This window comes from Pseudomonas sp. 31 R 17, from assembly GCF_900004915.1.
GTDB classification, from domain to species: domain Bacteria; phylum Pseudomonadota; class Gammaproteobacteria; order Pseudomonadales; family Pseudomonadaceae; genus Aquipseudomonas; species Aquipseudomonas orientalis_A.
Window position 1 is genome coordinate 105,480 of the sequence record NZ_CVTN01000075.1, and the last position, 22,405, is coordinate 127,884.

A 22,405-nucleotide genomic window follows, 5' to 3' on the forward strand; every position below is an offset into this window, starting at 1 on the left:
GGCGGTGCGACGATTCGACTTGCCCCCGATGGCAGTGTGTCAGTCACTTATTTGTAAACTGACCCACTGCTATCGGGGGCAAGCCCCCTCCCACATTTGGTTTGCGGTGTGCTTTAGCGCAGGTTCAGGCTGAACCCCACCCGCGTCAGCCACTCCGCTTCCTGGGCGAAGTCCGCCTGGGTCAGCTGGTTTTCGTACAGCCAGCCTTTGGGGAACATCACTTCCAGGCTGTCGCCGTCGGCGCGCAGTTTCACCTGGGGCATTTCCTGGGTGCCGCGGATGTGATGGAACAGGATTGCAAAGCGCAACAGCGCGCACAGCCGAATCAGCTTGATGCCGTCCATGCCGAACTCGGCAAACTTGTCCTTGGGAATATTGCGGCGGTGACCGCGCACCAGCAGCGCGAGCATCTGCTGGTCTTCCCGTGAGAATCCGGCCAGGTCCGAGTGCTCGATCAGGTAGGCGCCGTGCTTGTGATAGTGGTAGTGGGCGATGTCCAGGCCCACTTCGTGCACCTTGGCGGCCCAGCCCAGCAGTTCGCGCCATACGCCGTTTTGCAGGTCCCAGTCGTCGGCCACCTGGTCGAAGGCATGCAGGGCTTTGCGCTCGACGCGAGCCGCTTGCTCCAGGTCGACGTGGTAGCGCTCCATCAGCGAACTGAGGGTGCGCTCACGCACGTCTTCATGATGATGGCGACCGAGCAGGTCATAGAGCACACCTTCGCGCAGGGCGCCGTCACAGTGGTCCATGCGTTGCAGTTCGAGGGCGTCGAAGATCGCTTCAAGAATCGCCAGGCCCGCCGGGAAGATGGTGCGGCGGTCAGGCTTGATGCCGTCGAAGTCGATCTTCTCGGCATCCCCCAGCTTGAACAGCTTGCGCTTGAGCCACGCCAGGCCTTCGGCATTCACCTCGCCAGTGCCATGGCCGCCGGCCTTGAGCGCCAGGCCGATGGCACGGATGGTGCCGGAGGAGCCGATGGCTTCATCCCAGCTCAGGCGGTGCAGGGCGTGTTCGATACTCATGATCTCCAGCCGCGCCGCCGTGTAGGCCTGGGCATAGCGCGCCGGGGTGATCTTGCCGTCCTTGAAATAACGCTGCGTGTAGCTGACGCAGCCCATCTGCAGGCTTTCGCGCAGCAGGGGTTCGAAACGCTGGCCGATGATGAATTCCGTGCTGCCGCCGCCAATGTCCGCGACCAGGCGTTTGCCCGGGGTGTCTGCCAGCGTATGGGAAACCCCGAGGTAAATCAGGCGCGCTTCTTCGCGGCCGGAAATAACCTCTACCGGGTGCCCGAGGATTTCCTCGGCGCGATGGATGAATTCATTGCGGTTGCGGGCTTCGCGCAAGGCGTTGGTGCCCACTATTCGTACAGCGCCAGGGGGCATGCCGTTGATCAGTTGCGCAAAGCGCTTGAGGCAGTCGAGCCCACGCTGCATGGATTCTTCATTGAGCTGACGTTCGTCGTTGATCCCGGCAGCCAGTTGCACTTTCTCGCCGAGCCGCTCAAGGATGCGGATTTCACCGTTCTGGGCCTTGGCCACGACCATGTGAAAGCTGTTGGAGCCCAGGTCGATGGCTGCGATCAGGGACAGATTCTTGGCTTGGGATTGCGGCATGGTTTGGGGATCTCGGTCGATAACCTTGTCATCGTGCCACGATCGACCGCTGGAGCCAACGCGTTGTGCTTCGGTAATTTTTCTGAAGCTGTCTGCGAGGATTTCTTGTGAGATATGTAGGGTGATATCCCATCATAGCTGCTGAGTAGTGACTTAGTTTTGTAGGGAGTTTTAACTCTGGTTGTAGTAAAGCCGGTTTTTGATTATTCCTACAGAGTACGTTTGGTTATTCCAGTGATTAATTTGTCTTGGCCTACCTTTAAGTTGTTATTAAGTAGCCTGAAATTTTTACTGTTCTTACAGTGGCCGTAGTTTTATCCGATTCTTTAATTCGGCGCCAAAGCGACACACTGTCATCCGGCAATTTTGCCTTGGTGTTATTTATGTGTCGTTGTGGGTGTCCGGGAAGATAAAGCGTTTGGCGATGGAGCCGCCAAGACGAAAACAGAAAAGCACCTGATAACTTTAAGTGACAGGTCTAATATGAAGAAAATTGTTGGATTGACCCTGGGTCTTGCATGCATGGCGGCAAACATGGGGGCCTATGCCGCCACCAGCGCCGAACTGATCGTCAGGGGCGTCATCAAGCCCGCCGCCTGCAACCTCAGCATGAGCGGCGGTGGCATTATCAACTATGGCGATATTCCCTCCGGCCAACTGTCCCAGACGGCGTTCAACGCGCTTGGCGAAAAAACCACGCCTATCACCGTCAGCTGTGGCAATACGCCGGCCCAGTTCGGTCTCAAGTTTGTCGACCTGCAGGCCGGCAGCAAGGTAACGGGCATACTCACGGCACTCGGCGGAGGTTACACCGAGGCGCACAACTTTGGGTTGGGCACCGTGGCCGGTCGCAAGACCGGTGGTTTTGCCGTCACCCTCAAGGACCTGCGCTCGACGAGCGCAACGCTGTCTCCGATCATGCGAGTCAGCGGTGGCGCCTGGCAAAACAGTGATGGCAAGGTTGCACAATCGCCTAGTCAATATTCCTGGCGCAGTGGTTCATCGCCCACGCCTGCCGCGATCTCCCAGTTGACCGGGACGATCACTGTGCGAGCGGTTATCAATAAAGGCCAGGACCTGGACCTGAGCCGCGACGTTACTCTGGATGGGCGCGCAACACTTGAGCTGAGTTACATCTAAGCGACATAGCGACAGTCGATCAAGAGGCTTGATGTTTCTGATCGACTGTTTTTTATGCGCGGCCGGCGATCAGCAGTCAACTTTAAGGTTGTGGGGAGCACAGTGTGTCCAGTCGTCCAGTATTAAAAAATATGCGCTTATTATTTGCAATGTTGATGCTCTGTGTTGTCGGTGTTGCGGTGGCAGATGGCATGTTGCCCGAAACCACGGTCATTGTGCTGAACGAAGAACAGGGTGAAGCGACTATAAACATCAAGAATACCGACGCGGCGCCAGCATTACTGCATTCGGTAATAGAAAATGTGCCTGAAGATATGGAACCGCTCTTGATCGTGACGCCGCCTATTGCGCGGGTGGAAGCGGGAGAGACACAACTGGTCCGCTTTATCAGCACTTTGAAGGCACCGTTGAAGACTCAGCGGTTAAAGCGCGTAACTTTTGAAGGCATCCCCCAGGCACGTGCTGCGGGCGGTGCGACCATTGGTATCACCCTGCGGCAGAACTTGCCGCTGATCCTGCATCCCCAGGGCCTGCCCGTTCATCACACGCCCTGGGAACTGTTGAAGTGGCGGAGCACAGGGGAACGCTTGTCGGTTCACAACGACAGCGCTTATGTGGTGCGCATGGCACCACAGGTCCGGTTATTGCCACAGGGTACCCAGGCTACGTTGCCACGCACCTACATCCTGCCGGGCGAAGCGCTGGCGGTGAAGGTTGAAGGCCCCCTGCAGGGACTCACCGGCATTGAGATTCAGCCGGCCACGATCTACGGCTTTTCGGTAGAAAACTACCGGGCCCCGATCACTGCCGATGGGGGTTGATCAACCCATGACCAACCTGTCGAGTCACCGAACTGGAACATCTTTACGGGCCCGCCGACCCACCCTGCTCGTGGGGGTCGCGACACTCTGGAGTTTGCCTGGCGTTGTCCCGGCGTTGGAGTTGGGAGAGGGCTTTGACCTGGCGGCATTGACCACGCACGGCATTGACCCGAAGGTCTCCGACTACTTTCGCACGGCGGCGCGCTTTCGCGAGGGCACCCAGGTGGTGGGATTGCAAGTCAATGGCAACCCGCTCGGGTTGGTGGACGCGCAGTTCGATGCCGATGGGCAATTGTGCTTTACCCCGGCGTTGCTGGAAAAAGCCGGGTTGGTAAAGCCTGATGGGGTCGTGCGCAAGGGCGCCACCGCCGACCAGGCGTGCCATGACTTCCTGGGAGCCTTCCCCACCACCATGGTGCGGCTGCGCCCGGGCAACGACGAGGTGTCGCTGGTGGTGCCCACTTCATCATTGCGCGGACCGCAGTGGGAAGCCGGGGACTTTGCCCGGGGCGGGGCGGCGGCGCTGTTCAACTACGACGTGCAAGGTTTCGACAGCCATTCGCGCAGCGGGAACAGCCGGTTCGTATCGGCCTACACCGAAGCGGGGTTCAACCTGGGCGATTGGATTGTTCGCAGTCGTCAACTCTATGTCTCCGATAATGGCGTGGCGCACAATGAGCACCTGTATGCCTATGCGCAGCGAGATATCGCCGCATTGCAGTCGACGTTCCAGGCCGGCCAGCTTTCCAGCAACAACCCATTGTTTGGCGGCATCCAGTTGTCGGGTGTGCAGTTTTCTCCCGACGGCCAGTCGCGCGTGCCTGCGGGCAGCAATAATGCCGTGGTGGAAGGCCTGGCTCAGAGTCAGTCGCGCATCGAGGTGCGTCAGTCCGGTGTGTTGATCCACAGTACGCTGGTGCCCGAGGGGCCTTTCCGACTGACCGGTTTGCCGTTGCTCAATGGCACGAGCGACCTTGAGGTCAGTGTGATTGACGTGCGCGGAGCCCGACGCAGCTTCGTGGTGCCGGCGGCTTCGTTCGCCGGCGCCGTGCCGGCGGCGCCTGGTTATTATTTTTCCCTGGGCAAGATACGTGAAGAAACCCATGGTGAGGGGCCCTCGCCGATTGTCGCCATGGCCAGCGGGACCTGGGGCCTGGGACGTGATTCATCCGGCGGATTCGGCTTGTTGAGCAGCGACGAGTACTGGTCGGCAGGTGGCACGTTGAGCAGTGTGTTTTTCCAGCGGGTATCGCTGGGCGCGCGCCATAACCTGTCCCGCGACAGCCGTAATGCGGTGTCCGGTTCACGCAGTAGCGTATCCGTGAGCAGCCCGGTCTCCGCTGGCATCGATCTCAACCTTAGCGCCACCAGCCAGACCCGGGGCTATCGCGAGGTGGTCGAGGCGGGCCGGCCCTTCAAGGCCGATGTGCTGGAATCGCGCTTCAAGAATCAATACACGGCGGGCGTGACATGGGTCGACCCCACCCTGGGGGCGTTCTCCCTGGGCTATACCCGCGGCGCTCAATTCGACGGGCAATCGAGCGAACACGTATTCGCGTCATGGAACAAGTCGTTCCGCTACGCCGATGTTGCGTTGATTGCCGACTCCCAGGTCGGCAGCACCCAGTCCCGCCGTGACGCTGCGCGGGACAGGAACCGGCGCGACACCGTGCGTGAGGATGACTTGTCCCTGCGGTTGCAGGTCAGCATGCCCTTGGGCGTTGATCGTCGCGTGAGCAGCTATGTCAGCCGCCGTGGGGGGCAATCCCGTGCCGGTACGGCGCTCAATGAGCGGGTCAACGAGTATGTGAATTACGAGGTGGGCGTCGAGCGCGACCTCAGTGCGAGGGAGCAATCGGTACGCGGCCAGGTAGATCTCACGCCGCGTTACACCCGAGTCGGTCTGGGTGCCAGTCGCGACCCATTGGGCACCACTTATAACGGGCAATTGCAAGGTGGCGTGGTCGCTCACGGAGGTGGAATTACCTTCTCGCCTTACACGGTGCAGGACACCTTTGGTATTGCGTCGGTAGGCGACATTGGTGCTGCGAAAATCGACACCCCGCAAGGCCCCGTATGGACCGACTTCACCGGCCAGGCCGTGCTTCCAGGCTTGCCTGCCTACACCAACAGCCACATCGAAGTGCAAACCCAGTCCTTGCCAAAGCGCGTTGATTTGAAGAACGGCACCCGGGTGCTTGCCGCAGGTCGCGGTTCCGTCAACACGGTGGCATTCGATGTGGTGAAAGTGCGCCGTATGCTGGTCAACGCTACGGATGATCAGGGTCGGCCATTGCCCCAGGGAGCTGCGGTGTTCGGCAAGGGCGATCGTTTTCTGACCAGCGTGGTGGGCGAGGGCACGATCTTTCTCAATGACGTGAACGACTTGCAGGACCTGAAGGTTTTACTGCCGGACTCTGCCAGTTGCCTGCTGAACATTTCACCTGGAGGCCAGCCTGACAATGACAAGTTCTTCGAAACCACTGCGGCGGTGTGCCATGGTCGGTAAGCTCGCAAGCATCGGCGCTGCGCTGTTCTGTACGGTTTTGCTGGCCCAGGAGGCACGGGCCGAAAACTGCCGGTTGTCGTTGAGCCAACCACGTATTGACTACGGTGTCATTCGCAGGGAGGCGTTGGCCGAAAGCGCTACGGTCACGCTCGGTACGCGATCGCTGCAGCTCAACGTGTTGTGTGTCGAGCCATCGGCAATGGCGTTGCGGTTTATCGGTGCCGCCAATGGGCAAACGTTCCGCTTCGGCCAGCAGGGCCGACTGCGGTTGAGCCTCAAGCATGCACAGGTGGATGGGCGTCCCGTCGAATGGGCGATGATGAGCCAGCCTGATGCCGGCGCGGGCGGGCAGTTATTGCCCGGACAGGTCCTGGTGGCCCGTGCCGCAGGGGGACCGGTGACAGGCCAGCGCTTGACGGCCCAGGTCGACATCGACACCGACCTGCCCGCCGACGCCTTGCAAGTACGCAGCCAGACGCTGTTGGAAGGGCAGGGTAGTTTTGAACTGGTCAGCCCGGCTGTTCCACGGAGCCGATGAAGTTGGCGAGCTCGGGCGTTTGCGGGTTGGCAAACACGACCTTGGGGTCGCCCACTTCATGCACCTTGCCCTGGTGCATGAACACCAGCTTGTCACCGACTTCGCGGGCGAAGCGCATTTCGTGGGTCACCATGATCAGCGTCATGCCGTCTTTGGCCAGTTGGCGCACCACACTGAGCACTTCATTGACCAGTTCCGGGTCCAGGGCCGAGGTGATTTCGTCGCACAACAGCACCTTGGGCGACATGGCCAGCGCGCGGGCAATTGCTACACGTTGCTGCTGGCCGCCAGACAGGCGGTCGGGGAAGGCATCGAACTTCTCCCCCAGACCCACGCGTTCCAGCATCTGTTTAGCCAACTGCGCTGCCTTGGCCTTGGGCACTTTCTGCACCACCTGCGGCGCGAGCATGACGTTTTCGCCCACGGTCAAATGTGGAAACAGGTTGAACTGTTGAAACACCATGCCGACCTTCTGCCGCAGGCTGCGCAGGTCGGCGCGGGCGGCGTCGAGGTATTCGCCATCGACTTCGATCACGCCGTCGTTGATCGACTCCAGGCCATTGAGGGTACGCAGCAGGGTGGATTTACCCGAGCCACTGCGGCCGATGATCGCCACCACCTGGCCTTCTTCAACGGTCAGGTCAATGCCCTTGAGCACGTGGTGATCGCCGTAATATTTATGCAGGGCAGAAATTCTAAGCAGAGGCATGCAGTCTCCTTTCCAGGTAGCGCGCACTGAGGGACAAGGGGTAGCAGAGCAGGAAGTAACCGAGGGCCACGAGGCCGTAGACCATGAAAGGTTCGAAGGTGGCGTTGGCGAGCATGCCGCCGGTCTTGGTCAGCTCGGTAAAGCCGATGATCGAGGTCACGGCGGTGCCTTTGACCACCTGCACCGAAAACCCTACGGTCGGCGCCACGGCAATACGCAAGGCCTGGGGCAGGATCACGTAGCGCAGTTGTTCAAGGGGGTTGAGCGCCAGGCTGGCCGACGCCTCCCACTGCCCGTGGGCAATGGAATCAACGCAGCCGCGCCAGATCTCGGCGAGGTAGGCGCTGGTAAACAGGGTCAGGGCGATGGCTGCCGCCAGCCACGGCGAGATATCCACACCGAGCAGGGCAACGCCGAAGAACACCAGAAACAGCTGCATCAGCAGCGGCGTGCCCTGGAACAGCTCGATATAGGTGCGCGCAACATTGCGCGCGAATGCCTTTTTGCTGATGCGCAGGATCATCACCAGCAACCCGATCAGGCCCCCGCCGATGAACGCCACCAGCGACAGCAACAGCGTCCATTGCAGGCCGGTGAGCAGGTTGCGCACGATGTCCCAGAAGGAAAAATCACTCATCGACTGTTCCTCATCACATAGCGGCGGCCGATCCAGTTCAGCAGTTGGCGAATCATCAACGCCATGCACAGGTAAACCAGGGTGGTCAGGGCATAGGTTTCAAAGGCGCGGAAATTGCGCGATTGAATGAAGTTGGCGGCAAAGCTCAGCTCTTCGGTGGCAATCTGCGAACACACCGCCGAGCCGAGCATCACGATGATGATCTGGCTGCTCAGGGCCGGCCACACCTTGCCCAGTGCCGGCAGCAGCACCACATGACGGAACGCTTCGAAACGCGTCATCGCCAGTGCGGCGGCGGCTTCCAGCTGCCCTTTCGGGACGGCCTGGATGCCGGCACGGATGATCTCGGTGGAATAGGCGCCCAGGTTGATTACCATCGCCAGCACTGCGGCTTGCCACTCCGTGATCTTCAACCCCAGGGAGGGCAGGCCGAAAAAAATGAAGAACAGCTGTACCAGAAACGGCGTGTTGCGGATCAACTCGACATACACCCCGAAAAACCAGGCGAACGGCTGGATTTTCCATGCCCGCACGACGGCGCCGAGCGTGCCCAGGGCCACGCCGAGGATGGCGCCGATTGCCGTCAGCTCAAGGGTGAACAGCGCGCCGCGCAACAGCAGGTCGGTGTTGGCCAGCACCGGCATAAAGTCAAATTGATACGCCATGGATCAACTCCGGCTTAGAGGTCGGCAGGCAAGGGCTCTTTGAGCCATTGCAGCGCGTTCTTTTCAAGGCTGCCGTCGGCCTTGGCCGCGACCAGGATCTGGTTGACCTTCTCCAGCAACGCCGGCTCGTTCTTGTTCACGCCGACGTACACCGGCGAGTCCTTGAGCTTCACTTTCAGCGCCGGTACGCGCTTGGGATTGCGTTCACTGATCGCCACCATCACCACGTTGCCGCTGGCGATCAGGTCGACCTGGCCGGCCAGATAGGCGGCGATGGTCGAGTTGTTGTCTTCAAAGCGCTTGATGGTCGCCTCCTTGGGGGCGACAGCCGTCAGCTCGATGTCCTCGATGGCGCCACGGGTCACGCTGATAGTCTTGCCCTTGAGGTCGTCGGTGCTGCTGACGGCGGCGTCAGGCGGGCCGAATACGGCGAGGTAGAAAGGTGCGTAGGCCCTGGAGAAGTCGATGACTTTTTCGCGCTCGGGGTTCTTGCCCAGGCTGGAGATCACCAGGTCCACCTTGCCGGTGGTGAGGAACGGGATGCGGTTGGTGCTGTTGACCGGGGTCAATTCCAGCTTGACCTTGAGTTGGTCGGCCAACAGCTTGGCGGTGTCGATGTCCAGGCCGCGGGGTTTCATGTCGGGGCCTACCGAACCGAATGGCGGGAAGTCCTGCGGCACAGCAACCTTGAGGGTGCCACGGGCGACGATATCGTCCAGACCGTTGGCCTGGGCGGGTGCCTGGCTCAGCATCAGGCTGGCAAACAGGGCAGTGAGCAGGGCGCTGTAGCGCTTGGTCATGGCAACTCTCCGAGAAGGGCGAAGGAATTTTCTGAGTTTGCTCAGTGCACAGCCCATGCCAGCCCTCCTGGAATCATCTGAAAGGCACGCAGTCGTTGAGATGAGATGGTCTTACTGGTCTGAACAGTCGTTGAGCTTTTCGCACCCTTTTCGAGCGCCGTGAAAAGCGCGCGAGCCCCTTTGGGGCGTGGCTTGCCGGCAGACATGAATAGCTTTACAACTAGTCACTCAATCGACTGCAACCTTGAGTTTTCCATGAATTCCATCGCCCAAGCCGTACCGGAGGCGGCCCTGCAGGCCATCCGTAAACTGATCAAGGAGCAGGGCTTCGGGCCGGGCGATGCATTACCTTCTCAACGTGATCTGGCGCTGCGCCTGGGCGTCAGTCGGGCGTCGTTGCGCGAAGCGTTATCGTCCTTGAGCGCCCTGGGTGTGGTCAGTGTGCAGCCGGGCAAGGGCGTGTTCGTGCAGGTACCGCAGCCGCCGTCCGAACTCGCCTGGCCGTTTGCAGCGCAGGCCACGCCGCTGGATATCTTCCAGCTGCGTTACGCCCTTGAAGGGTTCGCAGCCGGTTTGGCGGCGGTCACCTTGACCACCGATGAACTCGACAGCCTCCAGGACAATGTCGAAGCAATGCGCAAGGTGCTCAAGGCCGGTGACTTTGAAAGCGCCGCCCGGCTGGACTTCGAGTTTCATCGGCGCATCCTGCTGGCCAGCGGCAACCAGGCGATGGTGAGTATCCTGAGCGCCAGCGCCGAGGTCTTCCTGGAAAGCCAGAAACTACCGTTCATCCGGCCGGAACGCGCCATGGAAACCTGGCAGGAACATCGCAAGATCCTGCGCGCCCTCGCCCGGCGCACCAGTGCGGCAGCGCAGAAAACCATGCAGGAACATGTACGTAATGCGGCGATGCGCACGGGCATTGCCTTCGTCACACCTGTCTCGCCGTGAGCGGGCGATATTCAAAGTCATGCGCGGCCATAGCAACACTCAATCAGAGGCGGCTTCCTGAACGGGGGAAGGGCGGCTATGATGGGCAACGTTTTTTTTGCTTACAATCCGGAGACATCCATGAGCAACGATCTTATCAAGCACGTCACCGACGCGACCTTTGAGGCCGAAGTACTCAAGGCTGCCGGCCCGGTGCTGGTTGACTACTGGGCTGAATGGTGCGGCCCTTGCAAAATGATCGCTCCGGTCCTGGACGACATTGCAACCACTTACGAAGGCAAGCTGACCATTGCCAAGCTGAACATCGACGACAACCAGGAAACCCCGGCCAAGCACGGCGTGCGTGGTATCCCAACGTTGATGCTGTTCAAGAACGGCAACGTCGAAGCCACTAAAGTGGGCGCGCTGTCGAAGTCCCAGCTGCAAGCTTTCCTCGACGCCAACATCTAAGCGTCGCCAAAAAAGCCCCGAAAATCTCGGGGCTTTTTCGTAAAACAGGGCTAGACGCTCCGAAATTCAGGTGGTACATTCGGCCCCGCACTGGTTTCTCCACTGCCCCCTGCAAGCCGTCGCCGACGCATTCCTTTTCGATTAGTACGCGATCCTGTCGCCTTCTCTGCGGCGCGGCCTCATTAAGCCAAAAGCTTAATTTCCCCCCTCCATAAATGATTACGTCATTCCTATATGAATCTGACTGAACTCAAGCAAAAGCCGATTACCGACCTGCTCCAACTGGCCGAAGAAATGGGCATAGAAAATATGGCCCGTTCGCGCAAGCAGGACGTGATTTTCTCCCTGCTCAAGAAGCACGCGAAAAGCGGCGAGGAAATCTCCGGTGATGGCGTGCTGGAGATTCTCCAGGACGGCTTCGGCTTCCTCCGCTCTGCAGACGCTTCCTATCTCGCCGGCCCAGACGATATCTATGTCTCGCCGAGCCAGATCCGTCGCTTCAACTTGCGCACCGGCGACACCATCGTTGGCAAGATCCGACCGCCGAAGGAAGGCGAGCGTTATTTCGCCCTGCTCAAGGTCGACACGATCAACTTCGATCGTCCCGAGAACGCGAAAAACAAGATTCTCTTCGAGAACCTGACCCCGCTGTTCCCGACTGTGCGCATGAAGATGGAAGCCGGCAACGGTTCCACCGAAGACTTGACCGGTCGTGTGATCGACCTGTGCGCGCCGATCGGCAAGGGCCAGCGTGGCCTGATCGTCGCGCCGCCGAAAGCCGGTAAAACGATCATGCTGCAGAACATTGCAGCGAACATCGCGCGCAACAATCCTGAAGTTCACCTGATCGTACTGTTGATCGATGAGCGTCCGGAAGAAGTGACCGAAATGCAGCGCACTGTGCGTGGCGAAGTGGTTGCCTCGACGTTCGATGAGCCGCCAACCCGTCACGTACAGGTTGCCGAAATGGTGATCGAGAAGGCCAAGCGTCTGGTCGAGCACAAGAAAGACGTGGTGATCCTGCTCGACTCCATCACCCGTCTGGCCCGTGCCTACAACACCGTGATCCCGAGCTCCGGCAAGGTGCTGACCGGTGGTGTCGATGCCCACGCCCTGGAGAAGCCAAAGCGTTTCTTCGGCGCCGCGCGGAACATCGAAGAAGGCGGTTCGCTGACCATTATCGCCACCGCGCTGGTTGAAACCGGCTCGAAGATGGACGAAGTGATCTACGAAGAGTTCAAGGGTACCGGCAACATGGAACTGCCCCTGGACCGTCGTATCGCTGAAAAGCGTGTGTTCCCGGCCATCAACATCAACCGCTCCGGCACGCGCCGCGAAGAGTTGCTGACCGCCGACGACGAACTGCAGCGCATGTGGATCCTGCGCAAGCTGCTGCACCCGATGGACGAAGTGGCCGCTATCGAGTTCCTGATCGACAAGCTGAAAACCACCAAGACCAACGACGAGTTCTTTCTGTCGATGAAACGCAAGTAATACGGCGTTTCAGGTCCGAAAAATGGCGTCCCGCCCGGGGCGCCATTTTTTTTGCGTCGAGATTCATCGTTTTTTATGGCATAAGTGTCCGTTAAGTAACAAAAATTGTATCCGCGACTACGCTCACTCCTTTCGTCACAGACTGACCACAATTCTTATGACCACTCTTGCTTACCGCAGGGACATTGACGGCCTGCGTGCCATCGCTGTCCTCGCAGTCGTGCTGTTTCACTTCGGCGTTCCTGGCCTCACCGGCGGTTTCGTTGGCGTCGATGTCTTCTTCGTCATTTCCGGCTTTTTGATCACGTCCATCATTTGGCGTGAGCGTCAGGCCGGGCGCTTCAGTTTCATCGACTTCTGGGCTCGGCGCGCACGGCGCATCCTGCCGGCGCTGTTCGTAATGATTGCGGCCACACTCGCGGTGGGCTGGTTTCTGTTGGCGCCCAAGGACTACGAAGAGTTGGGGCGGTCTGCGCACTATCAGGTGACCTTTACCTCCAACCTGTTGTTCTCGCGCCAGCATGGCTACTTCGATGCAGCTTCTGACATAAAGCCCCTGCTGCACACCTGGTCGCTGGCGGTAGAAGAGCAGTTCTACATTTTCTTCCCGCTGTTGCTCACGCTGCTTTCAGCTCGCCTGAAGCACTGGCGCCTGGCGCTGTTCGCGGTGCTGCTGGGCTCGTTTGGCATGAGCGTCTGGGCGGTTGAGCACGAGCCGCAAAAAGCCTTCTTCCTGCTGCACCTGCGTGCCTGGGAATTACTGGCCGGTGCGATGCTGGCGGTGATGCCCAAATATCAATGGCGCGCTTCGCCTGCCCTGGCCCAGGGGGTCAGCCTGGCCTCCATGGCACTGATCCTGATCGCGGTATTCGGTTACGACGCGAAAACCCCGTTTCCAGGTCCGGCCGCGCTGTTGCCGGTGCTGGGCGTGGTCGGGTTGATCTGGGCCAACGGGCAGCAATACACCTGGGTCGGGCGCCTGTTGAGTACGCGGCTGATGGTTGGTATCGGGCTGATTTCCTATTCCTGGTACCTGTGGCACTGGCCGGTGTTCGTGTACGCCAGCTATGCTGCGGTGGATGGCTTGAGCGTCCTGGAACTGGCCGGCTTGATGCTGCTCTCGTTGGTGCTGGGCTACCTGTCCTGGCGCTTCGTGGAAACGCCGTTCCGGGAAAAACGCTTGCTGGCCTCGCGTAAGGCAATTCTTGCTTCAGCCGTGGTCGGCATCCTGGGGCTGGGCTTTACTGGCTTGGCGATCCGTGAATTCGACGGTGTGCCGTCGCGCTTGTCTGAGCAGGCGTTGATTTTCGCGAAGGCAAAGAAGTGGAGCCCGGAGTTGATGGCGTGCATGGCTGACAAGGACACGCCCGATGAGCGGTTGTTCTGCCATTTCGGTCCCAAAAGTCAGTCGGTCTCGGCGCTGGTGTGGGGCGACAGTCACGCCACCGCGCTGATTCCGGCGCTCAAAGAGGGCGCTGATCGCCATGATATCAGCGTGATTGAAGCCAGCTTTGCCGGCTGCATCCCCTTGGATGGCCTTGAGAACATTGCCCGGTGTGCGCATTTCAACCATCGCGTCGAGAAGGCGATGACCGAAAAGAAAATCAGCGATGTGGTGTTGGCGGCGCGCTGGAGCCTGTATGTCTACGGGCAAATGTCGGGTGACAAAGAGCATGCGCTCAAAGACCCCAGCACCGGCGAGTACGTGCAGGCTGTGGCTGAGCAACGCTTTGCCCAGGGGATGCGCGAGCGCATTCAGGCGCTGCGCGCTGCGGGGCACAAGGTCTGGCTGGTCAAGGAGGTGCCGCTGCAGGAAATCATCGTGCCTTACCGCCTCAGTCGCCTGGCAATGATGCACCGACCGTTTGACGGCGAAGGTCTCGACGTAGCCAAGCATCTCAAGCGCCAGGCGTTTATCAGTCAGTTGTTCGACGAACTGGCGGCCGCCGACAGCGGCGTCGCGGTGCTGGACCCGGCGCCCTCGCTGTGCGGCACCGATGGCTTGTGCCGGGTCGAGCTCAACGGGCGCGCGCTGTACACCGACGATAACCACCTGTCTGAAGTGGGCGCGCGGCATATCGAGGCCTTTATGGAACCGCTGTTCAGTTCGCTGCAGTCACGGGGGCTGACGGCCAATTAAGCTGCCAGCCGCCTCGAGAGCAGGTAGGATGTACGCCTATTTTACGGGTGGCATGGTTAATGAAATTCAAGGATCTTCGGGATTTCGTGCAGCAACTTGAGCAGCGCGGAGAGTTGAAACGTATCCAGATGCCGATTTCACCGGTACTGGAAATGACTGAGATTTGCGACCGTACCTTGCGTAACAAGGGCCCGGCGCTGTTGTTCGAGAACCCGACCGGCTACGACATTCCGGTGCTCGGCAACCTGTTCGGCACTCCCGAGCGCGTCGCCTTCGGCATGGGCGCCGAGGCGGTCAGCGAACTGCGCGAGATCGGCAAGCTGCTGGCCTTCCTCAAGGAGCCCGAGCCGCCCAAAGGCTTGAAGGACGCCTGGTCGAAGCTGCCGATCTTCCGCAAGATCATTGCCATGGCGCCCAAGGTGGTCAAGGACGCGGTGTGCCAGGAAGTGGTCATCGAAGGCGATGACGTCGACCTGGCCATGCTCCCCGTGCAGACCTGCTGGCCCGGCGACGTCGGCCCGCTGATCACCTGGGGCCTGACCGTCACCAAAGGTCCGAACAAGGACCGCCAGAACCTCGGCATCTACCGCCAGCAAGTGATCGGCCGCAACAAGGTGATCATGCGTTGGCTGAGCCACCGTGGCGGCGCCCTGGATTTTCGCGAATGGTGCGAAAAACACCCGGGCCAGCCATTTCCGGTCTCTGTGGCGCTGGGCGCCGACCCTGCCACCATTCTGGGCGCAGTGACGCCGGTGCCGGACAGTTTGTCCGAATACGCCTTCGCCGGCCTGCTGCGTGGTAACCGCACCGAGCTGGTGAAGTGCCGCGGTAACGATCTGCAAGTGCCGGCCACCGCCGAAATCATCCTGGAAGGTGTGATTCATCCCGGCGAAATGGCCGATGAAGGGCCTTACGGCGACCACACCGGTTATTACAACGAAGTCGACAGCTTTCCGGTGTTCACCGTTGAGCGCATCACCCATCGGATCAAGCCGATCTACCACAGCACCTACACCGGTCGGCCACCGGATGAGCCGGCGATCCTTGGCGTGGCGTTGAACGAGGTGTTCGTGCCGATCCTGCAAAAGCAGTTTCCGGAAATCACCGACTTCTACCTGCCGCCGGAAGGTTGCTCGTACCGCATGGCCATCGTCACCATGAAGAAGTCGTACCCAGGCCATGCCAAGCGGGTAATGCTGGGTGTGTGGTCGTTTTTACGACAGTTCATGTACACCAAGTTCGTTATCGTCACCGACGACGACATCAATGCCCGCGACTGGAACGACGTGATCTGGGCCATTACCACGCGCATGGACCCCAAGCGCGACACGGTGATGATCGACAACACGCCGATCGATTACCTCGACTTCGCTTCGCCGGTGTCGGGGCTCGGATCGAAAATGGGCCTGGATGCCACTCACAAATGGCCGGGTGAAACTACCCGCGAGTGGGGCCGGGTCATCGTCAAGGATGACGCCGTGACTGCTCGCGTCGATGCAATCTGGAAAGAATTGGGAATAGATTGATGCGTGTAACCCTGCAACCTTCCGGCGCGGTACTGGAACTGAACCCCGGCGAACGCATCCTCGACGGCGCGCGCCGCCTGGGCTACGAATGCCCGCAGGCGTGTCGCAACGGCGTATGCCACGTGTGTGCGGCGTTGTTGGTGGAGGGCCGTGTGCAGCAGGGCGGTGAAGTGCGCGATCATGGTGAGTTCTACACCTGCATCGCCGAGCCGTTGGAAGATTGCATTGTGTTGTGGGATGGCGTGCTGGCGCCGGGGGAATTGCCGGTGCGCAAATTGTCGTGCCAGTTGAGCGAATGCGTGGAAGTCGGCGGCGATGTGTGGCGCGTGCGCCTGCGCGCGCCGGCTGGCAAGGCGGTGCGTTACCACGCCGGCCAGTACCTGATGATCGAGCGTGAGAACGGCGAGAAGTCGGCGTTTTCCCTGGCATCGGCACCTCACTGCGGCCGCGAGCTGGAACTGCATGTGCTGGCCCGCGAGGACAGCGCACGCAACCTGTTGGACCAGCTACAGCGCAACCGGATGGCGCGGGTTGAACTGCCGTTCGGTGACACCCACCTGGCCCAGTTGCCGGACGGACCGCTGGTGCTGATCGCCGCTGGCACCGGCATGGCCCAGATGCACAGCCTGATCGAGCATTGCCGGGCTTCCGGCTTCAAGCACCCGGTGCACCTGTATTGGGGCGTGCGTCGCCCGGAAGATTTCTACGAGATCGAGCACTGGGATCAATGGCGGCAACTGCCCAACCTGTTCCTGCACAAAGTCGTCAGTGACCTGTGCGGTTGGGAAGGGCGCTGCGGCTTGCTGCATGAAGCCGTGTGCGAAGACATTACCGACCTCAAGGCCGTGCACGTGTACGCCAGCGGATCACCGGCGATGATCTACGGCACGCTGGATGCGTTGGTCGACGCCGGGATGGATGCGCACCAGATGCGCGCCGACGTATTCGCCTACGCCCCACGTCCCTGACGTAATCAACGTATGGGAGGTGGCTTGCCCTGATGCCGCCCTCTGTAGGAGCGAGCTTGCTCGCGAAAAACTCACAGGCACCGCGTTCATTCAGGAAGCGCGCGTTATCGTTGACGGTTTTCGCGAGCAAGCTCGCTCCTACAGACAGGGCTTGCACCCTCCCACATTGATTTGCGCCCGTTCAGAATCTTAGTCCAGTCGTCACCATCGCTGCATTGAACCCCAGCAACACCAGTTCTGCCGCCATCGGCCCGTAATGCGTGCCCACGGACGCAATGATGACGGGCGCCACGCCATAACGGTTCAGGGGGATCTTGTCACGGTACTTGCCGCGATAACCCTGGATCGCCCCACCCGTGACCTTCAGGTACACCGGGTACTCGGCCATGTCATAGCGCTTGCCGGCGTACGCGTAGTAGGCGCGTTGCCTGAACGAGTTGCGAAAGGTCGCCGCGCCATAGACCAGGCCCGACGCTTCGTTGCGCTCCAGTCCCAGCAGGTTTTGCTGGTTGTTGTGCTCGGGGTCGGGCGCGAAATGCCGGGTGTAGACGCTGGTCTGCGCGTACCAGAAGCCTTTGTCGTCGTTTGCCGGTGGGGTTTCAGCTGCCAGTGCAGTGGTGGCCTGGGCCAGGAACAACAGGCCAGGCAAGCGGATTTTGTGCATGGGCGGCCTCGATAGTCGATTGGGTGAGCGGCTAAGTGGGTCGTGATGTGTGCGGCATTTTGGCGGATTGCCCGCTGCTCAGGCTGAACCTGGGCTGAAAGCGCTCGGATTGCCGTCGCGGTGGCTGATGAGCGGGGGAGGGTGCTTATGCCTTCGCTTATTCTTTTAAGGTATTTATTTTATTCGATGAATATCTTTAGGCTATATGTCAACGGACTACCGACTTCATCCACAGCCACCAATCACTGACCGCTACCGCCCGCCAGCCGGATCGATCGTACGAACTCAGAGCGTTGAAGTTCTATTAATTGATTCATAGGGAGCGGTATGGGGAGCTACAGAAAACACGCGTTATACACGGCGATTTTGTCGGCCAATTTGCTGACCACCGTGGGATTCAATCCCGTTCTTGCGGATGAAACGTCCGCCGTCGATGCGCCCCAACTGGATACGGTCATCGTGACCGGCACCCGCGCCCAGGAGCGCACCGCCAGTGCTTCGCTCTCGCCAATCGATGTGATCTCCGGCGAAACCCTACGCAGTACCGGCTCCGACGAGCTGGGCGCGGTGCTGGCGCGCCTGATCCCATCGATCAACTTTCCACGGCCGAGCCTGGTGGATGGCGCCGAATTGGTACGCCCGGCGCAGTTGCGCGGTTTGTCACCGGACCAGGTGTTGGTACTGGTCAACGGCAAGCGCCGTCATACCAGTGCTTTCGTCAACCTCGGCGGTGCGGTCGGTCGCGGTTCGGCACCGGCGGACCTGAATGCAATCCCACTGTCGGCGGTGGACCACATCGAAGTGCTGCGCGATGGCGCGTCGGCACGTTACGGCTCCGACGCGATCGCCGGCGTGATCAACGTGATCCTCAAGCACGACGACCAGGGCGGTTCGATCTCCACTCGGTTCGGCGGGTACAAAAAAGGTGACGGCATCCAGCGTAATGTCAGCGGCAATACGGGCCTGGCATTGGGCGAAAACGGCTTTATCAATCTGTCGGCCGAAGGTGCCGACAACGATTACACCAACCGTGCCGGCAATGATTACCGTCCAGGCAGCGTCGGTTCCACCACCTACGGCCAGCGTGTATTCCGTCAAGGCGAGCCGGCCACCAATGAGGGCAAATTCCAGTTCAACTCGGAATATTCCTTCAACGATGCCGCCGAGTTCTACAGTTTCGGTGGCTACAGCAAGCGCCGCGGCGAGACGGCAGCGTTCTACCGCGCCAGCAACGCTTCCAACAATATTGCGGCACTCAACCCCAACGGCTACCTGCCGCTGATCAAGGGCAACCTGGAAGACACCTCGCTGGTGGTGGGCCTGCGCGGGCTGCTCGCCTACGACTGGCATTACGACCTGTCGGCCAACTACGGCAAGAATCAGTACGAGCTCGGCACCGAAACCATCAACACCTCCCTGGGCCTGGCGACGCCGCGCAAATTCAACAACGGCACCCTGAGCAACGAGCAGAAGCAAGTCAGCCTGGACCTGTCCCGCGAGTTTGACCTGGGCTGGCTGCCGTACCCGGTCTCCGTGGCGTTCGGCGGTGAATACTTGCATCAGGGCTATGACATCCAGGCAGGTGAGCCCGCGTCCTACTACCAGACCGGCAGTTCTGGCCTTGGCGGGTTCCGCGATGCCGATGCCGGCACCAGTACGCGGCATAATTGGGCGCAATACCTGGATTTGGAAACCCACTTCACCGAACAACTCAGCGCCTCGGCCGCCGTGCGCCATGAGGACTACAGCGATTTTGGCTCCAACCTCAGCGGTTCGCTGTCGGCGCGTTACGACTTCACCCCGCAAGTGGCGTTGCGCGGCAGCATTTCCAATGGCTTTCGCGCGCCGTCCCTGGCCCAGCAGAACTTCGCCTATACCTCATCACAATTGATCGGTAATACGATCCAGGAGGCCGGCACGTTCCCGGCCAACAGCCAGGTGGCGCGCCTGCTCGGTGCCGAAGACCTCAAGGCTGAAAAGTCGCGTAACTACAGCCTTGGCCTGGTGCTGGAGCCTGCCGACGACCTGACGGTGACACTGGATGTGTACCGCATCGACATACGCGACCGCATCAGCCTGTCGTCCAACCTGAATCTCAATCCGGCGACGGTGGCCTACCTGCAAGCCAACGGTGTCGGCAATATCAATTACACCACGGCGCGTTATTTCACCAACGCCACCGACACCAGCACCGACGGTATCGACCTGGTGGCCAACTATCGCTATCAGTTCGATAACGGTATCCGCTGGAACAGCACCGTGGGCTACAACTACAACCACACCAAGGTCACCGATGTGAAGGCCAACCCGGCCGTCCTCGACAGCCTGGGCGCCAACCTGGTGCGGGTGGACCGTCGCGAGCGCATCGGCTTGCTCGGCGATACCACGCCCCAGCACAAGCTGAGCCTGGGCAACGACTTCACCTTCGGCAATTGGGCGCTGCACAGCAACCTGGTGCGCTATGGTGAGTTCACCAGCTACCAGGCGGACAAGGTCAACGACCAGACCTTCAAGGCAGCCTGGGTGCTGGACCTGTCGGCGGACTACAAGTTGAAGAACTGGACCTTCACCCTCGGCGGCGACAACGTCACCGACAAATACCCCGAGAAGGTCAATGCCTACGCCAGCAGCGGCGGCAACCTGTCCTACAGCACTTTTTCGCCGTACGGTTACAGCGGCGCGTTTTATTACGGTAAAGTCGCTTACAACTGGTAGCACACAGGAGGCGCAACGCTTTTCGCCATGACCGCCATTGAAACCGATCTTTTGCAGTTGGCTTACCCTCCGCGGCTCGATCTTGGGCCGCAACTCACTCACGAACAATTAATGAGCTCCATGCAGGCCACCATGGCCAGGCATAAGGGTGGGCCGGTCTGGCTGTTTGCCTATGGTTCGTTGATCTGGCGTCCTGAATGTTCGTCGAGCGAACGGGTGCGCGCGCGGGTTCACGGTTATCACCGTGGCCTGTACCTGTGGTCCCACGAGCACCGGGGTACGCCGGAGTTGCCGGGCCTGGTCTTCGGGCTGGATCGGGGCGGTTCGTGCAGCGGGTTTGCCTACCGCTTGCCGGAAGATCAGTTGGAGGCTTCGCTGTATGCATTATGGCAACGCGAAATGCCTTACCCCTCCTACAAGCCGCACTGGCTCAGTTGCCGCCTCGAAGATGGCAGTCAGGTGCAGGCGTTGGGATTTGTGCTGGAGCGGCACTTGCCCAGCTATGCCGGCAACTTGCCCGATATCGTACTGAACCATGTACTGCAAAGCGCTTGCGGGCGCTACGGCACCACTCGCGATTATGTCGAGCAGACCGTGAACGCCCTGCGTAGCCACGCCATGCCAGATAAAAACCTGGAGGCGCGGCTCAAGCGTTGTGCGAAGGATTGCCCGGGCAGTTAGCGCGCCGAGCTGACGCTGTTGGTGTGCCACAGCGTCGGGATCAGGAAGGCGATCGCCAACACGCACGCGCCGATCAGCAGCACGAAACCACCGTCCCAACCGAAGTGGTCCACGGTGTAGCCCATCGCCGCGCTCGCCGCCACCGAGCCGCCCAGGTAGCCGAACAGGCCGGTGAAGCCAGCCGCGGTGCCTGCGGCTTTCTTCGGTGCCAGTTCCAGCGCCTGCAGGCCGATCAGCATCACCGGGCCGTAGATCAAAAAGCCGATGGAGACCAGCGCGATCATGTCGACCATCGGGTTGCCCGGCGGGTTGAGCCAGTAAACCAGAGTCGCCACGGTCACCAGCGCCATGAACACGATGCCGGTCAGGCCGCGATTGCCACGGAAGATCTTGTCCGACATCCAGCCACACAGCAGCGTGCCCGGGATACCTGCCCACTCGTAAAAGAAATACGCCCAGGACGACTTGTCGACCGTGAAATGCTTGGCTTCTTTCAGGTAGGTCGGCGCCCAGTCCAGTACGCCGTAGCGCAGCAGGTAGACGAACACGTTGGCGAGGGCGATGTACCACAGCATTTTGTTGCGCAGCACGTACTTGACGAAGATTTCCTTGGCGCTGAATTCGTCTTCGTGGCTGGCGTCGTAGCCTTCCGGGTAGTCGTTCTTGTACTGCTCGATCGGCGGCAGGCCAACCGATTGCGGCGTGTCGCGCATGGTGATGAAGGCAAACGCCGCCACTGCCAGCGCCACCGTGGCCGGGACGTAGAACGCCGCATGCCAGTCATTGAACCAGGCCATGCCCAGCAGGAACAGCGGACCGATCAGGCCGCCGCCGACGTTGTGCGCCACGTTCCACACCGAGACCACGCCGCCGCGTTCTTTCTGCGACCACCAGTGCACCATGGTCCGCCCACTTGGCGGCCAGCCCATGCCTTGGGCCCAACCGTTGATGAACAGCAAAATGAACATCATGGTCACGCTGGACGTCGCCCAAGGCGCGAAACCGAAAATGAACATCACCCCCGCTGACACCAGCAGGCCGAAGGGCAGGAAGTAACGCGGGTTGGAGCGGTCGGACACCAGGCCCATGAGGAACTTGGACAGGCCGTAGGCAATCGCGATGGCCGACATCGCCAGGCCCAGCTCACCGCGGGTGTAGCCCTCGTCGATCAGGTACGGCATGGCCAGGGAGAAGTTTTTGCGCAGCAGGTAATAGCCGGCGTAACCGAAGAAAATACCGGCGAAGATCTGCCAGCGCAGGCGTCGGTAGGTGCTGTCTATTTTTTCTTCAGGCAGGGGCGCCTGGTGTGCGGCAGGTCGGAAGAAAGCAAACATTCAAGGGCTCCAAATTTCTTGTTTTGACTGCGGATGCGAATGTTACA

19 protein-coding genes are annotated in these 22,405 nt (G+C 60.2%); 12 read left to right on the top strand and 7 right to left on the bottom strand.

The window, feature by feature from the left end; genetic code table 11:
- Window positions 1-113: 113 nt before the first annotated feature.
- On the bottom strand, window positions 114-1,616 hold the full coding sequence (gene ppx / locus BFP89_RS19370) for an exopolyphosphatase (RefSeq protein ID WP_065887001.1): 1,503 nt from the start codon (window positions 1,614-1,616) through the stop codon (window positions 114-116).
- A 483-nt stretch (window positions 1,617-2,099) separates the two neighbouring features.
- Here ppx and BFP89_RS19375 point away from each other — a divergent pair, with 483 nt between their 5' ends.
- The 4 genes from BFP89_RS19375 to BFP89_RS19390 all read left to right on the top strand — a co-directional run bounded on the left by BFP89_RS19375 (window position 2,100) and on the right by BFP89_RS19390 (window position 6,624).
- Window positions 2,100-2,756 carry a DUF1120 domain-containing protein gene (locus tag BFP89_RS19375; RefSeq protein ID WP_065887002.1) on the top strand — a complete coding sequence of 219 codons (657 nt, stop codon included), beginning with the start codon at window positions 2,100-2,102 and terminating at the stop codon, window positions 2,754-2,756.
- Window positions 2,757-2,887: 131 nt separating this feature from the next.
- Window positions 2,888-3,577, top strand: a complete 690-nt coding sequence (locus BFP89_RS19380) for a fimbria/pilus chaperone family protein (RefSeq protein WP_083208108.1) — start codon at window positions 2,888-2,890, stop codon at window positions 3,575-3,577.
- Between the two features lie 7 nt (window positions 3,578-3,584).
- The gene (locus BFP89_RS19385) at window positions 3,585-6,086 is read left to right on the top strand and encodes a fimbria/pilus outer membrane usher protein (RefSeq protein ID WP_065887004.1); all 2,502 of its coding nucleotides are present in this window, start codon (window positions 3,585-3,587) and stop codon (window positions 6,084-6,086) included.
- The gene (locus tag BFP89_RS19390) at window positions 6,076-6,624 is read left to right on the top strand and encodes a hypothetical protein (protein WP_065887005.1); all 549 of its coding nucleotides are present in this window, start codon (window positions 6,076-6,078) and stop codon (window positions 6,622-6,624) included. The genes BFP89_RS19385 and BFP89_RS19390 overlap by 11 nt, the downstream gene beginning before the upstream one ends.
- Here BFP89_RS19390 and BFP89_RS19395 read toward each other — a convergent pair.
- Genes BFP89_RS19395 through BFP89_RS19410 form a run of 4 tightly spaced genes read right to left on the bottom strand, consistent with a single transcriptional unit; the run spans window position 6,596 to window position 9,435 of the window.
- Window positions 6,596-7,333, bottom strand: a complete 738-nt coding sequence (locus BFP89_RS19395; RefSeq protein ID WP_065887006.1) for an amino acid ABC transporter ATP-binding protein — start codon at window positions 7,331-7,333, stop codon at window positions 6,596-6,598. The genes BFP89_RS19390 and BFP89_RS19395 overlap by 29 nt on opposite strands.
- Entirely contained in the window at window positions 7,320-7,970 is a 651-nt protein-coding gene (locus BFP89_RS19400; protein ID WP_065887007.1) for an amino acid ABC transporter permease, read from the bottom strand. Before BFP89_RS19400 ends, BFP89_RS19395 begins: the two co-directional genes overlap by 14 nt.
- On the bottom strand, window positions 7,967-8,635 hold the full coding sequence (locus BFP89_RS19405) for an amino acid ABC transporter permease (RefSeq protein ID WP_065887008.1): 669 nt from the start codon (window positions 8,633-8,635) through the stop codon (window positions 7,967-7,969). The genes BFP89_RS19400 and BFP89_RS19405 overlap by 4 nt, the downstream gene beginning before the upstream one ends.
- Window positions 8,636-8,649: 14 nt before the next feature.
- A complete protein-coding gene (locus BFP89_RS19410) occupies window positions 8,650-9,435 on the bottom strand; it encodes a transporter substrate-binding domain-containing protein (protein ID WP_065887009.1) in 786 nt (261 codons plus the stop codon).
- A gap of 255 nt (window positions 9,436-9,690) precedes the next feature.
- Between BFP89_RS19410 and BFP89_RS19415 the strand changes: the two genes are divergently transcribed.
- The 6 genes from BFP89_RS19415 (at window position 9,691) to BFP89_RS19440 (ending at window position 16,964) form a co-directional block, all read left to right on the top strand.
- Window positions 9,691-10,386 carry a FadR/GntR family transcriptional regulator gene (locus tag BFP89_RS19415; RefSeq protein ID WP_065887010.1) on the top strand — a complete coding sequence of 232 codons (696 nt, stop codon included), beginning with the start codon at window positions 9,691-9,693 and terminating at the stop codon, window positions 10,384-10,386.
- Window positions 10,387-10,506: 120 nt separating this feature from the next.
- Window positions 10,507-10,836 (top strand): thioredoxin TrxA, encoded by a 330-nt coding sequence (trxA, locus tag BFP89_RS19420; RefSeq protein WP_015886460.1) that lies wholly within the window; start codon window positions 10,507-10,509, stop codon window positions 10,834-10,836.
- 234 nt (window positions 10,837-11,070) lie between these two features.
- Window positions 11,071-12,330 (top strand): transcription termination factor Rho, encoded by a 1,260-nt coding sequence (gene rho / locus BFP89_RS19425; protein ID WP_003176825.1) that lies wholly within the window; start codon window positions 11,071-11,073, stop codon window positions 12,328-12,330.
- A gap of 157 nt (window positions 12,331-12,487) precedes the next feature.
- The gene (locus BFP89_RS19430) at window positions 12,488-14,470 is read left to right on the top strand and encodes an acyltransferase family protein (protein WP_065887011.1); all 1,983 of its coding nucleotides are present in this window, start codon (window positions 12,488-12,490) and stop codon (window positions 14,468-14,470) included.
- Window positions 14,471-14,529: 59 nt separating this feature from the next.
- Window positions 14,530-15,996 (top strand): 4-hydroxy-3-polyprenylbenzoate decarboxylase, encoded by a 1,467-nt coding sequence (ubiD, locus tag BFP89_RS19435; protein ID WP_065887012.1) that lies wholly within the window; start codon window positions 14,530-14,532, stop codon window positions 15,994-15,996.
- Window positions 15,996-16,964, top strand: coding sequence for a CDP-6-deoxy-delta-3,4-glucoseen reductase (locus tag BFP89_RS19440; protein ID WP_065887013.1), 969 nt, complete (start codon window positions 15,996-15,998; stop codon window positions 16,962-16,964). The genes ubiD and BFP89_RS19440 overlap by 1 nt, the downstream gene beginning before the upstream one ends.
- A 181-nt stretch (window positions 16,965-17,145) precedes the next feature.
- Here the strand turns inward: BFP89_RS19440 and BFP89_RS19445 are convergent, their stop codons facing one another.
- Complete coding sequence (locus BFP89_RS19445; RefSeq protein ID WP_065887014.1) at window positions 17,146-17,628, bottom strand: sn-glycerol-3-phosphate transporter; 483 nt, start codon at window positions 17,626-17,628, stop codon at window positions 17,146-17,148.
- Between the two features lie 327 nt (window positions 17,629-17,955).
- Between BFP89_RS19445 and BFP89_RS19450 the strand changes: the two genes are divergently transcribed.
- The gene (locus BFP89_RS19450) at window positions 17,956-20,343 is read left to right on the top strand and encodes a TonB-dependent receptor plug domain-containing protein (RefSeq protein ID WP_065887015.1); all 2,388 of its coding nucleotides are present in this window, start codon (window positions 17,956-17,958) and stop codon (window positions 20,341-20,343) included.
- Window positions 20,344-20,370: 27 nt separating this feature from the next.
- Window positions 20,371-21,024, top strand: coding sequence for a gamma-glutamylcyclotransferase (locus tag BFP89_RS19455; protein WP_065887016.1), 654 nt, complete (start codon window positions 20,371-20,373; stop codon window positions 21,022-21,024).
- Here BFP89_RS19455 and glpT read toward each other — a convergent pair.
- On the bottom strand, window positions 21,021-22,358 hold the full coding sequence (gene glpT, locus BFP89_RS19460) for a glycerol-3-phosphate transporter (RefSeq protein ID WP_065887017.1): 1,338 nt from the start codon (window positions 22,356-22,358) through the stop codon (window positions 21,021-21,023). The genes BFP89_RS19455 and glpT overlap by 4 nt on opposite strands.
- Window positions 22,359-22,405: the final 47 nt, after the last annotated feature.